General features: G+C 75.3%; 13 protein-coding genes. 7 read left to right on the top strand and 6 right to left on the bottom strand.

What is annotated here, in order from left to right:
• Window positions 1-117 precede the first annotated feature (117 nt).
• Both BLV05_RS33610 and BLV05_RS33605 read right to left on the bottom strand, forming a co-directional pair.
• Window positions 118-861 carry a TIGR03089 family protein gene (locus BLV05_RS33610; protein ID WP_046771484.1) on the bottom strand — a complete coding sequence of 248 codons (744 nt, stop codon included), beginning with the start codon at window positions 859-861 and terminating at the stop codon, window positions 118-120.
• 84 nt (window positions 862-945) lie between these two features.
• Window positions 946-1,776, bottom strand: a complete 831-nt coding sequence (locus BLV05_RS33605) for a hypothetical protein (RefSeq protein WP_046771483.1) — start codon at window positions 1,774-1,776, stop codon at window positions 946-948.
• 73 nt (window positions 1,777-1,849) lie between these two features.
• Here BLV05_RS33605 and BLV05_RS33600 point away from each other — a divergent pair, with 73 nt between their 5' ends.
• Window positions 1,850-2,755, top strand: coding sequence for a DNA-3-methyladenine glycosylase family protein (locus BLV05_RS33600; RefSeq protein WP_046771482.1), 906 nt, complete (start codon window positions 1,850-1,852; stop codon window positions 2,753-2,755).
• A 7-nt stretch (window positions 2,756-2,762) separates the two neighbouring features.
• Here BLV05_RS33600 and BLV05_RS33595 read toward each other — a convergent pair whose 3' ends face one another.
• Genes BLV05_RS33595 through cofD form a run of 3 tightly spaced genes read right to left on the bottom strand, consistent with a single transcriptional unit; the run spans window position 2,763 to window position 5,462 of the window.
• Window positions 2,763-3,269 (bottom strand): GNAT family N-acetyltransferase, encoded by a 507-nt coding sequence (locus tag BLV05_RS33595; RefSeq protein ID WP_197683459.1) that lies wholly within the window; start codon window positions 3,267-3,269, stop codon window positions 2,763-2,765.
• 10 nt (window positions 3,270-3,279) lie between these two features.
• Complete coding sequence (locus BLV05_RS33590; protein ID WP_046771481.1) at window positions 3,280-4,500, bottom strand: coenzyme F420-0:L-glutamate ligase; 1,221 nt, start codon at window positions 4,498-4,500, stop codon at window positions 3,280-3,282.
• Window positions 4,497-5,462 carry a 2-phospho-L-lactate transferase gene (gene cofD / locus BLV05_RS33585; RefSeq protein ID WP_046771514.1) on the bottom strand — a complete coding sequence of 322 codons (966 nt, stop codon included), beginning with the start codon at window positions 5,460-5,462 and terminating at the stop codon, window positions 4,497-4,499. Before cofD ends, BLV05_RS33590 begins: the two co-directional genes overlap by 4 nt.
• A 464-nt stretch (window positions 5,463-5,926) precedes the next feature.
• Here cofD and BLV05_RS33580 point away from each other — a divergent pair, with 464 nt between their 5' ends.
• The 3 genes from BLV05_RS33580 (at window position 5,927) to BLV05_RS33570 (ending at window position 12,041) form a co-directional block, all read left to right on the top strand.
• Complete coding sequence (locus BLV05_RS33580) at window positions 5,927-6,190, top strand: WhiB family transcriptional regulator (RefSeq protein WP_046771480.1); 264 nt, start codon at window positions 5,927-5,929, stop codon at window positions 6,188-6,190.
• 161 nt (window positions 6,191-6,351) lie between these two features.
• Entirely contained in the window at window positions 6,352-10,509 is a 4,158-nt protein-coding gene (locus tag BLV05_RS33575; RefSeq protein ID WP_052762935.1) for a glycosyltransferase family 2 protein, read from the top strand.
• Window positions 10,506-12,041, top strand: a complete 1,536-nt coding sequence (locus tag BLV05_RS33570) for a DUF5719 family protein (protein ID WP_046771479.1) — start codon at window positions 10,506-10,508, stop codon at window positions 12,039-12,041. The genes BLV05_RS33575 and BLV05_RS33570 overlap by 4 nt, the downstream gene beginning before the upstream one ends.
• A gap of 133 nt (window positions 12,042-12,174) precedes the next feature.
• Here BLV05_RS33570 and BLV05_RS33565 read toward each other — a convergent pair whose 3' ends face one another.
• Complete coding sequence (locus BLV05_RS33565; protein WP_046771478.1) at window positions 12,175-12,636, bottom strand: metallopeptidase family protein; 462 nt, start codon at window positions 12,634-12,636, stop codon at window positions 12,175-12,177.
• Window positions 12,637-12,766: 130 nt separating this feature from the next.
• Between BLV05_RS33565 and BLV05_RS33560 the strand changes: the two genes are divergently transcribed.
• The 3 genes from BLV05_RS33560 (at window position 12,767) to BLV05_RS33550 (ending at window position 15,477) form a co-directional block, all read left to right on the top strand.
• Window positions 12,767-13,126: a DUF3499 domain-containing protein gene (locus BLV05_RS33560; RefSeq protein WP_172860750.1), complete on the top strand. Its 360-nt coding sequence runs from the start codon at window positions 12,767-12,769 to the stop codon at window positions 13,124-13,126.
• A gap of 174 nt (window positions 13,127-13,300) precedes the next feature.
• Entirely contained in the window at window positions 13,301-14,818 is a 1,518-nt protein-coding gene (locus BLV05_RS33555) for a sensor histidine kinase (protein WP_082155641.1), read from the top strand.
• Window positions 14,815-15,477, top strand: a complete 663-nt coding sequence (locus BLV05_RS33550; protein ID WP_046771511.1) for a response regulator transcription factor — start codon at window positions 14,815-14,817, stop codon at window positions 15,475-15,477. Before BLV05_RS33555 ends, BLV05_RS33550 begins: the two co-directional genes overlap by 4 nt.
• Window positions 15,478-15,542 lie beyond the last annotated feature (65 nt).

The following is a 15,542-nucleotide window of genomic DNA, read 5'->3' as shown; positions in this document are numbered from 1 at the left end:
GTGCTGCGCCGGCTCCGCTTCGCGGCGGTGAAGCATGCCGCGTGCGCTCTTGACGCCGGCTCCGCACCCACCGCCCCCTCCTCGTGCCCCGCGCGACCTCCGGTCCCGCGCGCGGCGTCAGGCGGCCGCCGTCGCCGTGACGCGTTCGGTGGCGGTGCGGGCGGAGCGGCCGGCCGGGTCCTCGTGCCGGACGAGCACCGCCGACCCGCCGACCACCAGCGGCACCAGCAGCGCGTCGACCAGGGCGGTGCCGAGGTCGTCGGTGGCGACCAGGAGCCGGCCGCCGGGACCGGCGCCGAGCTGCTCAGCCCGCTGCCGGGCGTGGTCGGCCAGCCCGCCGAGGGTGTGCACGACGCCGGCCCGCTCGAGCGCCGGCTCGGCGTCGTCGGGCGGGGCGAGTGGGGCGAAGCGGTCGGGGTAGCCGGGCACCTCGACGGCGTAGTCGGTGACGCCGGGCGGCAGCGGCTCGGTGAACCGGCCGCCCAGCGGGCGCAGCGCGAGCCCGACCACCTCGGGCGCGCTGCCGGCCGCGTCCGCCGCGGCCGCCACGCCGTCCGGGCCGACGACCGCGACCTCGACGTCGTCCTCGTCGCCCAGCACCACGCAGACGCCGGCCGACCAGCAGGCGGCCGCCCAGGCCAGCGCCTGCCAGTGCGCCGGCAGCCGCAGCGCGACCCGTTCGCCGGGCTCGGCGCTCAGCCCGCCGGTGAGGAACCCGGCGGTCTTGGCGACCCAGTTGTCGAACGTGGTGGTGGACAGCTCGACGCGCTCGCCGGTGGCGTCGTCGTAGAACGTGAGGAACGGCCGCGCACCGTCGTGCCGGACCGTGGTACGTAGCAGCTCTGCCGGGGTCTCACTCATGCGCCCAGCCTACGGCGACGGCGGTGTGCTGCTCAGACAACGGGGCGGAGCCGAAATCGCAGGCCAGCCGCGGTCCTAGCGGTTCTAGCCGGTGATCCGCCCGACCAGCCGGACCGTCCAGCCGACCGGCCGCCACACCTCGTCCCGGTCGGCCGGCCAGGCGTAGCACGGCCCGCCGCCGCGCAGCAGCCCGACGATCCGCGGGTCGCCCAGCTCGGCGGCCGCGAACGCGTAGAGCCGGTCCAGCCGCGGCACGATCACGCCGTAGTCGACGTGCCGGCCGAACCGGTTCTCGCCCCGCAGCACCTCGTCGATGGTCAGGTCGTCCAGCGGATACCAGTCCGGCAGGATGTTGCGCAGCGACAGGAACCACCCCGTCCCGCGCCGGCGGGGGTCGCCCAGCACTGTGGCGGCGGGCCAGAACCGGCCGAGCGCCGTCCGCGGCGCGGCGACCAGGGCGTGCGCGAAGAACACCCGCAGCAGCGCGACGTCCATGAAGAACCGCTCGACCTCGTGCTCGCCGGCGGCCAGCTCGCGGTGCTCGAAGTACCCGGCCACGATGCTGCCGTTGTGGGCGCGGTACCACCGGCTCGGCGACGGCCGCTCGAGGAACCGCACCCACGGGGCGACGGCCGGGCGGCCGGCGTCCGCGGACCGGCCCGCGTCGAGCAGCGCTGCCGCCTCGAACGCGTGGCGCAGCAGGCCCTCGTTGACGGCGCGCCACCACGGACTGCCCGCCGGCTCCAAGACGCCGCGCCGCGCCTGCCAGCGCATGAACGCGAGCTGGGCCCGTCCGTACGTCCGGATGCCGCGCCGCCGTGCGTAGAACTCCGCCGCGAGGGCGAGCCGCGCACCCACGTCGTCGCGGACGGCGGCGACCAGCCGCTCGCCGGGTGCGTCCTCGGCGTCCCCCACGGGGTGAGTATTCAGCCCCTGCCGCTGCGGCGACAAACGGCTGTCGGTGGTGCGTGCTTCACTGGGTGACGTGATGGAGCGGACGTGGCGGCCGCGGCGCCCGGTCGACGTCCTGGCAACGCTCGGGGCGCAGCAGCGCGGTCCGTACGACCCCGCCTTCCAGGTCGACGCCCGCGGGCGGGTGTGGCGCACCTGCCGGCCCGGCGGCGAGCCGGCCACGGTGTGCGTGGCGCGCGCGGCCGGAGGCGAGGTGACGGCGACGGCGTGGGGTCCCGGCGCGGCGGCCGCGCTCGACGCCGTCCCGCTGTGGCTCGGCGACGCCGACGACCCCGACGACTTCCGGCCCGAGCACCCGGTGCTGGCCGACGCGATCCGCCGGTTCCCGGGCACGCTGATCGGGCGCACCGGGCTGGTCATGGAGGCGCTGGTGCCGGCGATCCTCGAGCAGAAGGTCACCGGCACCGAGGCGTACCGCGGCTGGATGCGGCTGCTGCGCCGGTTCGGCGAGCCGGCGCCCGGCCCCGCGCCCGACCGCATGCGCGTCGTCCCGCCGTCCGGCGCGTGGGCGCGCATCCCGTCGTGGGAGTACCACCGTGCCGGCGTCGGGCCGCAACGCTCGCGCACCATCGTCACGGCCGGGCGGCATGTGGCCCGGCTGGAGGAGATCACCGGCCTGGCCTCCGACGAGGCCGACCGGCGGCTGCGCGCCGTTCCCGGCATCGGCGTCTGGACGTCGGCCGAGGTCCGCCAGCGCGTACTCGGCGACGCCGACGCGGTCTCGGTGGGCGACTACGGCCTGCCGCACGCCGTCGCGTATGCGCTGACGGGGGAGCGGCGCGGCTCCGACGAGCTGATGCTGGAGCTGCTCGAGCCGTACCGCGGGCACCGGCACCGCGCGTGCGTCCTGCTGCTGCGGGCCGGCGCCACCCCGCCGCGGCGCGGCCCGCGGGCGCCGGTGCGCGACTTCCGGTCGATGTGACGGGCGCTCAGGGCAGGTCGCGGACCAGGTAGACGAACTCGCTGCGCTCGTCGGCCCCGACGCGGTCGCGGCGGAAGCCGAGCTTCTCCAGCACCCGGAAGGACGGCGTGTTCCACGGCCCCACCGTCGACCACAACCGCGTCCGCCCGGTCGCGGCGGCCGCGTCGACGACGGCGCGCGCGGCCTCCGTCGCGTAGCCCTGCCCGTGATGCCGCCGCAGCAGCTCGTAGGCCAGCTCCGGCTCGTCCAGCGACGCGCGGCCGATCAGCAGTCCGGTGTAGCCGAGCGGCTCGCCGTCCGACCTCCGCCTGATGGTGCGGAAGCCGATGCCGTTGGCGGCCTCCGACGCCAGCAGGTCCGCGAGCAGTCGCCGGTCCTCGTCGAGGGTGCGGGTCGTCCCGTCCTCGCGCTCGCCGAGCAGCTCGAGGTGCCATTCGGCGGCGTCGGCCGGGACGAGCGGGCGAAGCGAGAGTCGCTCCGTCTCCAGCTCGGACGCCAGCGGCCGGTACGTCACAGCGTCGCCGTCACAGCGTCACCGTCACGGTGGCGACGTCGACGGGCGGGTGGTCGGCGGACGGTTCGGCGGCGTGGCCGATGGCGACCGCGCCGATGGGCGTCCAGCCGGCCGGGAGGTCCAGCGCCGCCGTCGCCGCCGAGAGGGCGGGGTCGGGGAACAGCCAGGCGGACGCGAGGCCCTCGGCGCCGAGCGCGATCAGCAGGTTCTCGACCGCCGCGCCCAGCCCGAGCAGCGCGTCGGACCCGTTGACCAGGCACGGGACGACGACGTACGGGGCGGCGTCCAGCAGCCCGGCCCCGTCGAGCGCGGACGCCAGCCGGCGGCGGGCCGCGGCCGACTCCAGCAGCACGAACCGCCACGGCGGCGTGTCGATCGGCCACGGCGCGGAGAACGCGGCCGCGACCGCCTGCCGGACCACGCCCGGGTCGACCGGCGCCGGGGTGAACGACGACGCCGTCCGCCGGGTCTGGACGGCGGCGCGCATCGCCTCCGGGGTGCCGAGCCGGAACCGGTCCTCGGCGCTCGGGCGGATCAGCGCGGCGATGCCGTGGTCGTCCTCGCCCGGCTCCAGCAGCAGGTGCGGCAGCCCGCGCACGACGGCGACGGGGACGCCGGACAGCTTCGCGCGGACCAGCTCGGACGCCGCCGCCAGCTCGTCGGCCAGCGCGACGATCGTGACGCCGAGGTCGTTGCCGTAGGCGTCGGTGCTGCCGCGCAGGTCGTCGACGGCGCGGATGCCGGCCGAGCCGACGGCGAAGTCGGCGACGCCGTTGCGCCAGACCCGCCCCGCGGTGTCCGTCACGACGATGCCGACGCGTACGCCGTAGCGCTGCGCCAGCCCGTCGCGGAGGGCGCGGGCGGACGCGTCGGGGTCGACCGGCAGCAGGACGACCGAGCCGGCCTCGACGTTCGACGCGTCGACGCCGGCGGCGGCCATGACGAAGCCGTGCCGGGTCTCGACGATGCGGGTGCGCCCGCGCGGCGTCGTCCACTCCGAGATCGTCCGCACCGCCTCGGCGTCGATGGCCGCGTCGCGGTCGATGCCGGTCCGGACGCGGCCCTCGGCCTTGCTGACGATCTTGCTCGTGACGACGACGATGTCGCCGTCGCGCAGCGCGTCGCCGGGCGGTGCCTGCGCGAGCGCCGTCGCCAGGACGTCCACCAGGTCGTCGCCGGGGCGGACCTCGGGGATGCCGGGCAGCCCGAACGCCTCGTAGCGAGCGCTCACCGGGCCCGCACCTCCTCGGCGAGGTCGAGCGCGGCACGGGCCATGGCGGCGGTCGTGTCCGGGCCGGTCATCCAGAGGGGGACGGCGACGCAGCGCACGCCGGCCGCTTCGACCGTGGCTGTCGCCTCCGCATCGACGGTGTCGACCAGCCAGCCGTCCAGCAGGTCCGCGAACAGCTCGGCCACGCCGGCCGCCGTCGTCGGGACCCCGATCGCCTTGAGCGCGGCGTCGGCCATCCCTCTCACCGGTGATCCCCCGATGATCGGTGAGAGCCCGACTTTCGGCGCCTTCGTGGCGCGGACGGCGTCGCGGATGCCGGGGACGGCGAGGATCGGGCCGATGCTGACCACCGGGTTCGACGGCGGCAGCAGCACGACGTCGGCGGTGGCGATCGCGTCGAGGACGCCGGGGGCCGGCTTGGCCTGGTCGGCGCCGACGAGGACGATGCGGCGGGCCGGGACCTCCGCGTGGAGGCGGACCCACCACTCCTGGAAGTGGATCGCGCGCTCGGCGCCGTCGTCGTCCCCGGCCGCGACCACGACGTGCGTCTCGACCCGGTCGTCCGTCATGGGGATCAGGCGGACGCCGGGCTGCCAGCGGTCGCAGAGGGCCTCGGTGACGGCGGACAGCGGGTAGCCGGCGGCGAGCATCTGCGTGCGGACGAGGTGGGTGGCGAGGTCGCGGTCGCCGAGCGTGAACCACTGCGCCTCGGCCCCGTACGCCCCCAGCTCCTCCGCGACGGCGAACGTCTCGCCGGCGCGGCCCCAGCCCTGGGACTCCTCGATGCCGCCGCCGAGCGTGTACATGACGGTGTCGAGGTCGGGGCTGACGTGCAGCCCGTGCAGCGTGATGTCGTCGGCGGTGTTCCCGATGACCGTGACCTCTGCGTCCGGCGCGGCCCGCAGCAGCCCCCGGAGGAACCTGGAGCCCCCGATCCCGCCGGCCAGCGCGGTGATCCTCAGCACAGCCACGACCGTACCCGGTGCCACGACGGTGCCCCGCCCGCGCCCGGTCCCCGAGACACCGCTGGAGGACATGATCACGCGTTCCTGGGGCTGAACCGCGGAACCGAGGCGCCGTCCCGGACGTCAACGAGATGGTGCGCTCGGCGGTCGTGCATCGGGTGATCGGCCATCTGGCGTGCCGCGCGGCGGAGCGCCTATGCTCCCGCCCGAACCGCCCCACGGCTGTCGTAACAGAGCGTCGACGATGTCGTGACGATGCGTCAGCACCAGGGGCGGGGCGCGCCGTTTCGGCGGGGCGCCGGCAAATGAACGGAGATCTTTAGCACGGTTCCGCTTGACGCGCACGTATTGCACTCATGTAATTTCGAACGTGTCGTTCAGTGGTTCCGCGGCTTCGACCACCGCGGGACCGCATCGGGGGCCGGCTCTGAGCCGGAGAAACAGGTCGAAGGAGGCGAGCCATGACCGAGTGGGACGAGATCGACCTGCTCTGGGGCGAAGCCGAAGAGATGAGTTGGCAAGAGCGGGCGCTGTGCGCCCAGACTGATCCGGAGGCGTTCTTCCCTGAAAAGGGCGGGTCCACCCGAGAGGCCAAGCGCGTGTGCACCGGTTGCGAAGTCCAGGCTGAGTGCCTGGAGTACGCGCTGGCGCACGACGAGCGGTTCGGCATCTGGGGCGGGCTGTCCGAGCGGGAACGGCGGAAGCTCAAGAAGCGGGCGGTGTGACGGTCGCCCGGCCGGTTGCCGCCAAGCTGAACTCTGCCGTTCTCAGGTTCAGCGCGTAAGGTTGGCGGCTGGCGTACGGGGTTGCCCGGCCGAGGCACGCTTCGGCCGGGGCCGCCAAGCTCCGTGTGCTCGCAGACCGACCGCTGGAACGACGACGAGGCATGGCACCGGACCCCTTGACCGCAATCGACAACGGCAGCACGACGCCCAGTGTCTACTCCGACCCGGGCATCGGCGCCGACGCCGCCCTTGACGCGTTCGCCAGTGACATCGGCGAACCGGAGCCGGTCGACCCCACAGAGCTGCTGACGCACGACGTCACGGCCGTGATCGTCGCGCACGACGGCAACCGGTTCGTCCACCGCACGCTCGAGGCGGTGGCCGCGCTGCGCCGCATGCCCGAGCGCATCGTCGCCGTCGACACCGGCAGCCGCGACGACACCGAGCAGGTCCTGACGTCCACCCTCGGCGCGCCGTCGGTGGTGCCGATGCCCCGCTCGACGGGGTTCGGTGCGGCCGTCGCGGCCGGAGTCGCCGCCGGCGACGAGATGGCGCAGGCCATGCGCGGGACCGGCGGGCTGCGCAGGTCCGACCAGACCCGCTGGATCTGGGTGCTGCACGACGACAGCGCCCCGGCGCCTGACGCGCTGGCCCGGCTGCTGGAGGCGGCCGTCCGCCGCCCCGACGCGGGCATCATCGGGCCCAAGGTGCTGGACTGGCGCGAGGGCCGCCAGCTGCTGGAGATCGGCCTGACGGTCACCGGCGGCGGCCGCCGCCACACCGGCCTGGACCGCCGCGAGTACGACCAGGGCCAGCACGACACCTCGAAGAACGTCCTCGCCGTCGGCAGCGCGGGCATGCTGATCCGCCGCGACGTCTGGGACGAGCTGGACGGCTTCGACCCGCAGCTGGCGATCTTCCGCGACGACCTCGACCTCGGCTGGCGCGCCAACGAGGCCGGCTACCCGGTCGTCGTCTGCCCCGAGGCGATCGTCTACCATGCCGAGGCGGCCGCGCACGGACGGCGCCGGCTGGGCGCCACCCGCGACCGGCCGCACCTGGCCGACCGCCGCAACGCCATCTACGTGCTGCTGGCCAACACCCCGGCGCGGTCGCTGCTGTTCGTGCTGCTCCGGGTGCTGTTCATGAGCCTCGGCCGGTCCTTCACCTTCCTCGTCGGCAAGCAGCCGGCGCTGGCGTTCGAGGAACTGGTCGCGCTGCTGTCGGTCATCGGCCGGCCCGACGTGCTGATCCGGGCGCGGGCGCACCGCCGGCGGACCCGCCGCAAGGCGCCGTCGCAACTGCGCTCGCTGTTCCCGCCGCGCGGCCAGCAGTTGCGCCACGCCGGCGAGAACGTCCTCGGCATGCTCACCGGGTCCGGCAGCGGCGCCGGTCACGACGTCTCCGGCGGACGCCGCGCGGCCACGTCAGGTGGCGAGGACGACGAGGCGCCGGCCGGCGACGACGGCTGGGTCCTGCGCTTCCTGCTGCACCCCGCCGTGCTGATGACGGCCGTCCTGCTCGTGGTGACGCTGGTCACGGCGCGCGACCTGATCGGCTCCGGCCGCCTGTTCGGCGGCGCGCTGCTGCCCGCGCCGGCCGCCGCCGGCGAGCTCTGGGCCGTCTACACCGAGTCGTGGCACGGCGCCGGGCTGGGCAGCCCGTCGGCGACGCCGCCGTACCTCGGCGCCGTCGCGCTGGTGGCGACGCTGGTCCGCAACGCCTCGGTCTCCGTCGACCTCCTGCTCATCGGCTCCGTGCCGCTGGCCGGCCTGACGATGTACCTCCTGGTCCGCCGCGTGGTCACGACGAAGCTGCTGCGGGTCTGGGTGTCGGCGAGCTACGCGCTGCTGCCCGCGATCACCGGCGCCATCGCGGCCGGCCGGCTGGGCACCGCCGTCGCGACCGTGCTGACGCCGCTGCTGGTGCTGGCGGTCATGCGCACGCTCGGCACGCCCGGCCGTTCGGGACCGGGCCGGGCCGCGTGGAGCGCCGGCCTGCTGCTCGCGGTGATCTCCGCGTTCGTGCCGCTGGCCTGGCTCATCGCGCTGGTGCTGGCCGTCGTCGCCGCCGCGACGGTGTTCCGCGACCGCCGCTCGCTGGTGCGCCTCGGTGCGCTCCTGGCGGTGACGCCAGTGGTGCTGATCCCCTGGACCGGCAGCCTCATCAGCCGCCCGATGCTGCTGGTCACCGAGGCCGGCGTGCCCGGTCCGGGTCTGTCCGACCCCGAGCTGGCGCCGTGGTCGGTGCTGCTGCAGAACCCCGGCGGCCCCGGCAGCGGGCCGGTCTGGCTCGGCGCCGGCATCCTGGCCGCCGCCTGGATCTCGTTGTTCCGCCCGGTCCGCCGGCTGGCCATCGCGGCCGCCTGGATCGTCGTCGGCGTCGCGCTGGTCGCGGGCATCGTGCTGTCGCGCATCGCCGTCAGCGCCCCCACCCTGGAGACGCCGGTCGCCGGCTGGCCGGGGTACGCGACGGTCGTCGTGGCCGGTGGCCTGCTGCTCGCGGCCGCGATCGGCGGCGAGGGCGCCCGCGAACGGCTGTCGCACGTCAGCTTCGGCTGGCGCCAGCCGCTGGCCGTCATCGTCGTCTGCGCGGCCGGGCTCGCCCCGATCGTCGCGGCCGGCTGGTGGGTCGCCCGCGGCGCCGGCGACCCGATCGAGCGCCGCGACCCGCAGATCCTCCCCGCCTACGTCGCCGACGAGGCCGCCGGCCCCGAGCGGGTCCGCACGCTGGTGCTCAACCGCGCCGACGACGGCCGCATCACCTATGCGCTGCTGCGCGAGTCCGGCCCGCGCCTCGGCGACGCCGAGGTCAGCCCGCCGCCGGAGGAGTACGGCCCGCTCGACGACGTCGTCGCCGACGTCGTGTCCGGCCGCGGCGGCGCCGACGGCGCACGTCTGGCCGAGTTCGCGGTGCGCTACGTCTACCTGCCGCGCCCGTACGACCCCGACCTCGCCGACACCCTCGACACCGTGCCCGGCCTGGTCCGCAGCAGCGCGCCCGAGGGCGCGGCGATCTGGCAGATCGACCAGCCGGTCGCGCGGGTGTGGGTGGCCGCACCGCCGGCCGAGGACGGCGAGCTCGCACCGCTGGCCGACGAGAACACCGAGGTCGTCACGGTCCCCAGCGACGAGGTCGACGCCGCCGGCAGCGTGCCCGAGGGCCCCGAGGGCCGGCAGGTCGTGCTGTCCGAGCTGGCCGACCCCGGCTGGACCGCCCGGTTCAACGGCGCCGAGCTGGAGGCCACGACGTACGGCGGCTGGGCGCAGGCGTTCACGCTGCCGCCGCAGGCCGGCGACCTGACCGTCGAGTACGAGGGCAACCGGCGCGCGTTCTGGCTCTGGTTCCAGCTCGGCGCGGTCGTGGTCGCCGTCGTGCTGGCGCTGCCCGGCATCCGGCGCGAGCGTGGCGCCGTCGACGACGCCGCCGAGCTCGATCCCGAGGACTCCTCGCCGGAGCTGCCGCTGGTCCCGGTTCCGGCCGGGGTGGGCGCCGAGGCGCCGGCCGCCGTCCCGGTGGCCGCCCGCGGCAGCCGCCGCCGGAGCTCCCGCCGCGGCGCCGAGCCGTCGCCGTCGCCCCGCCCGGCGCCGACCCCCACTGCACCGCCGGTTCCGGCCGGTGAGCCGGCCCGCGAGCCCGCCACGGTCGCCGACGCCGGCGCCGGCGCCGCTGCCTGGGTGCCGGGCGAACGCACCCTCGGCGAGCGGCTGCGCCGCGGCGCGACCACGCGCAAGCGAGCGGCGGCCCGCGACCCCGAGCCCGAGTCGCCCGCGCGCGCCGCGGAGCCGGCCGCCGACGCGACCGGATTCCTCGAGCAGGCGCCGGAACCGGCGCCGCGCGGCCGCGGCGCCCGCAAGCGAGCTGCGGCCCCCGAGCCCGAGCCCCAGCCGCCGGTGCGTGCCGCCGAGCCGGCCGACGCGACCGGGTTCCTCGAGCCGACGCCGGAGCCGGAGCCGGCGCCGCGCGGCCGCGGCGCCCGGAAGCGGGCGGCCCGCGAGCCGGAGCCGCAGCAGACCGGCGATCCGCTGACCGACCCCTCCTTCGCCGAGCCCGTGCCGGCACCGGCGCCCAGGGCCCAGCAGCCGGCCGAGCAGGCGCCGCACGCCGTCGGCGAGTGGGACCCGTTCGCCCGGGCCGGCGCCGACGAGGAGGGCCCGCGCGCGTCGATCACCGACGCCTACAAGGGCCGCCGAGCCGGTCAGGCCTCCGACGAGCCGGCCGGCCCGAGCACCGACGCCGGTGGCCGCGCCCGCCGCACGCCCGGTAAGCGGGCCGCGGGCAAGCGGGCGAAGGGCCGGCGCCAGGAGGACGAGCAGTGATCAGCGCACGTTGGGCCGGCCTCGCCGCCGGCGTCGGGGTGGCCGTCGTCGTCGGCGGGGCGACGCTCATCGGCCCGCCCGACTCGATCGTCGACGACCACCCGGAGGTCCGCGAGCCGGTGGTCCGGTCGTCGCTGGTGTGCCCGTACGTCGACGGCGAGGAGGCCGGCACCGCGGAGCTCGGCGTGCTGGCGCTGCCCGGCGTCGACCTCCCCGAGGCGGTCGAAGGGGCCGAGCAGCCGCCGGTCACCGTCCAGGCGCTGGCGCTGCCGCCCGACCCGGACGACCCCGAGGCCACCGGCGACCCCGCCGAGGAGGCCGCGGCCGAGCCGCTGGTCAGCATCGCCGAGCGCGGCGTCCCGACGATCACCCCGGTCGAGACCGCGGCCGGAACGTCGTACTCCGTCACCGGCCAGGGTGCGCTGGCCCCCGGGCTGGCGGCCGAGCAGTCGCTGATCCTCCAGGAGGTCGACCTGCGCGGCGTCAGCACGGCGACCTGCACCGCGCCGCGGCGCGAGCACTGGTTCGTCGGCGCCTCGGCCGAGGTGGGCCGGCGCGGCCGGCTGATCCTGGCCAACCCGACCGACGTCCCCGCCGTGATCGACGTCGAGCTGTGGGACGAGGCCGGCGTCATCGACGCGCCCGGCACGCAGGACATCGGCGTGCCGGCCCGCAGCCAGCGGATCATGCTGCTGGACGCGCTGGCGGCCGGCTCCGTGACCACCGCGGTGCGCGTGCAGACGAGCCAGGGCCGCGTCACCGCCGCGCTCGAGGTGCGCGAGACCGACGAGATCACGCCGCAGGGCATGACGTACGTCCCGGCCGCGGTGGCGCCGCGCAACGACCTGTGGATCCCGGGCGTGCCGGGGTCGGGCCAGCGCAGCCTGCGCATCGTCGCGCCCGGCGACACCGACGCGATCGTGTCCCTGCAGATCCTCGGCGTCGACGGCGCGTACAGCCCGGTCGACCAGGACGTCGTCACCGTCACCGCCGGCACCGTCACCGACATCCCGCTGGACAGCGGCACCGACCCCGCCGGCATCCGGTTGCAGAGCGACGAGCCGATCACCGGGTCGATCCGGGTCGTGCAGGCGACCGACGGCGGCCAGCCCGACGTCGCCTACACGTCGGCCTCCGAGCCGCTCTCCGGACCGACGCCGGTGCTGCTCAGCCGCGCGGCGTCGGGCATCGCCAGCACGGTGCTGCTCAGCTCGGCCACCACGACGACGGCGCGGCTCACCGTCCAGACGCTGGCCGCCGACGGCAGCGTCGCCGAGGAGCTGCCGATGGAGCTGCCGGCCGGCGCGACCGTCCCGGTGCCGCTGACCGCGATCGGCGACGCCACGAACGCGACCGTCGTGATCGTGCCCGAGGCGCCCGGCTCGATCGTCGCGGCCCGGCAGATCAGCGGCACCGACGACGACGGCGCGCTGCTGGACCTCATGCCGCTGATCTCCCCGACGATCGAGGTCGACGTGCCCGAGGTGGTCGGCGAGCTGCCCGACGTCCCCGAGCCGGCCGAATCGCCGTAGTCGCCTCCGTGGGCCCGCGGGCCCACGGTCTAGCATCGCGTTGAGCATGGAGAAAGTCGGGTTTTGAGGCACGCGGGAGCCGCATTTCTCCATGATCAACAACGTTCGCGGCAAACTCGGTGAACCCAGTACGTCAGGGGAGGTCGTGGCCGCCGTAGGCGGGGTCGATCTCTTCAGGCTCGACGCCGAACAGCTCGGCGACCTGCTCGGTGACGACGTCGCCGACGAGGACGCGCAGCTTGGCGGGGTCGGTGGCGCGGGTCTCGACCGGGCGGCGGAACACCACGACGCGGGCGGGGAGGGCGCCGGTGCCGGCGTAGGCGCGGGCCAGCGGGACCCAGCTGCGGTCCCAGTCGTCGAGGGCGGGGACGTCCTCGACGGCGAACTCGACCTTGGCGAGCTGGTCCTGCCAGCGCCGGTCGAGCCGCTCGACGGCGGCGATGACGAGGTCGTCGAAGCGCTGGGCGCGCGAGACCGCGAGCGGCGAGCCGGACGGGGCCAGCGGGCCGCGCATGCCGCGTCCGTGCCGGTCGCGGCGGATGCGCGGCAGGGCCACCCCTGGCGGGGTCTCGGGGTCGGGCGAACGGCGGCTCATCCAGAGCAGAGTAGCTCGTATGCCGACCGCAAAGGTTCAAGACAGCGGCGGGTACCACAAGGGAAAAGGGGCATCGTGCCGTTTGGCGCGCCGTGCCCGGGCGACACCGCCCAGCCGCTAGCCTTCACCTGTGAGTCCGATGCGTCGCTGTTCCCGATCAGCTTGTCGGCGGACGGCTGTCGCGACGCTGACGTATGTGTACGCCGACTCCACCGCGGTGCTGGGCCCGCTGGCCACCTACGCCGAACCGCACAGCTACGACCTGTGCGCCGAGCACTCCGAACGGCTCGTCGCGCCGCGCGGCTGGGAGGTCATCAGGCTGGCGCCGGACCCCGCCGCGCTCGGCCCGAGCAGCGACGATCTGCTGGCGCTCGCCGACGCCGTCCGCGAGGCCGGCCGGCGGCCGGAACCGGCCCCTCCGCCACCGATGGCCGGCGAGGGCGGGGCCCGCCGCGGGCACCTGCGCGCCCTGCCCGACCCCGACGCCTGAGCCACGCTCCGTTCACCTCCCGTCCACCCGTCGTACGCCTGGCGCGTCGGCTTCACGTTGATCAGGTCACGTGCTGGGCGTACGCTGCTCCCCAGCCGGACGGGGGGTGGGCAACTTCCGAAGGGAAGTACTCCGTCCGGCCCGCCGTCGCCGCAGTGACGGCAGGGGGGCGATGTGCGCGTCGAGACGACCTGGTCTCCGCCGCAGTCGGACGGGGTGTCCGGTGCGGAGCCCGTCGGCGCGCCCGGCGAGGCCTCGTTCTGGCGCCGGCTGGCCCGCTGGTTCACCGGCGGACGCAGCCTGCGCACCCGGCTGATCAGCTCCTACGTCGTCCTGCTGGCCACGTCCGCCGTGGTCACCAGCCTGGTGCTGAGCGAGGTGCTCATCATCCGGCTCGACCAGCGCATCCAGCGGGCCGAGTTGCAAGAGGTCCTCGAGCTGCGGCGCATGGTCGACGACGGCCGCGACCCGACGACCGGCGAGCCGTTCACGTCGCTGACCGCGCTGTTCGACGTCTACTTCGCCCGCAACGTGCCGAGCAGCGGCGAGGGCATGGTCGCGTTCGTCGGCGACCGCGTGCGCCAGACGGCGGTCGGCCGGCTGCCTGACGGTGAGGTGGACCGGCACGTCCTCGACCACTGGCGCGACCTCGCCGACGACGTCGGCAGCACGACGGGGCGCATCGGCACCGACGAGGGCGAGCTGAGGTTCCGCGTCGAGCCGGTCGAGCTCGGCGGCGAGTCCGGCGCGTTCGTCGTCGCGCATCTGCCGCGGCGCGACCTCGACGACATCGCCGACGTCCGCACGTACAGCCTGTTCGTCGCCCTGGGTGTACTGCTGATCGCCGGGCTGGCCATGTGGCCGCTGGCCGGACGGGTGCTGGCGCCGCTGCGCGCGCTGACGACGACCGCGCACACGATCTCCGAGTCCGACCTCACCGGCCGCATCCGGACCCGCGGCAGCGGCGAGGCGGTCGAGATGGCGCAGGCGTTCAACGCGATGCTGGACCGCCTGGAGTCGGCGTTCCGCAGCCAGCGCGCGTTCGTCCAGGACGCCAGCCACGAGCTGCGCGACCCGCTGACCATCTGCCGCGGCCATCTCGAGCTGCTCACCGACGACGACCCCGAGGACCAGCGCGCCACGGTGGCGCTGGTGCTGGACGAGCTGAACCGCATCGCCCGCATCGTCGACGACCTCCAGGTGCTGGCCGACGCCGACCAGCCCGACTTCGTCCGGCGCGCGCCGGTCGATCTCGGTGAGCTGACGGTGGAGCTGCTGGCCAAGGCCAGTGCGCTCGGCCCACGGAACTGGCAGCTGGACGGCGTCGGCTCCGGCACCGTGCTGGCCGACCGGCACCGGCTCACCGAGGCCGTTCTCAACCTCGCGCACAACGCCGTCCACCACACCACCGGCGACCAGGTCGTCGCCGTCGGCAGCGCCCGCACCGACGACGAGTGGCGGCTGTGGGTCCGCGACACCGGCGTCGGCGTCCCGGAGGCCGACCACGAGCGCATCTTCGAGCGGTTCGCCCGCGGCGCCGGGTCGCGCCGCACCTACCAGGGCGCCGGCCTCGGGCTGGCCATCGTCACGCTGATCGCCGGCGCACACGACGGACGGGTCGAGCTGGTCAGCAGCCCCGGCCACGGGTCGACCTTCACCATCGTGATCCCGCGGCGAGGTGAGTGGACGTGACGACCATCCTCATCGTCGAGGACGACCCGCTGATCAGCGCGTTCGTGCAGAAAGGGCTGCGCAGGCACGGCTATGCCACCGAGCTCGCCGACGACGGCCTGACGGCGCGGCGGCTGGGCATGTCCGGCGCCTTCGACCTCGTGGTGCTCGACCTCGGCCTGCCCGAGCGCGACGGACTGCGGGTGCTGCGCGAGCTGCGCTCGGCCGGGCACACCGTCCCCGTCGTCGTGCTGACCGGGCTGCCCGAACGCGACGCGGTCACCTGCCTGGAGAGCGGCGCCGACGATTACATGCGCAAGCCCTTCCACTTCGACGAGCTGCTGGCCCGGGTCCGCAGCCGGTTGCGCACGACGTCGAGCGGGACCGGGTCGGCGACGGTGGCGGCCGGCGACGTGCAGCTCGACCTGCGCAGCCGGCGCGCCTGGGTGCACGGCCGGGCGGTCGATCTCACCAGTCGCGAGTTCGCCTTGCTGGAGACGTTCCTGCGGCATCCGGACCAGGTGCTGGGCCGCGATCAGCTGCTGTCACAGGTGTGGGGATACGCCGTCGATCCCGGCACGAACGTGGTGAACGTCTACGTCAACGCGCTGCGCAAGAAGCTCGGCGCCGACGTGATCGAGACCGTCCGGGGCGTCGGATACCGGCTCAAAACCCCGTAAAGAAGCTCTCATGATCGCCTTACAGCCGTCTCATCGCACCACGGGACGCTGACACCGTCGATATC

The sequence above is a fragment of the Jiangella alkaliphila genome (genome assembly GCF_900105925.1).
Classification (GTDB): Bacteria; Actinomycetota; Actinomycetes; order Jiangellales; family Jiangellaceae; genus Jiangella; species Jiangella alkaliphila.
This window is presented reverse-complemented; position numbering and strand designations above follow the sequence as displayed.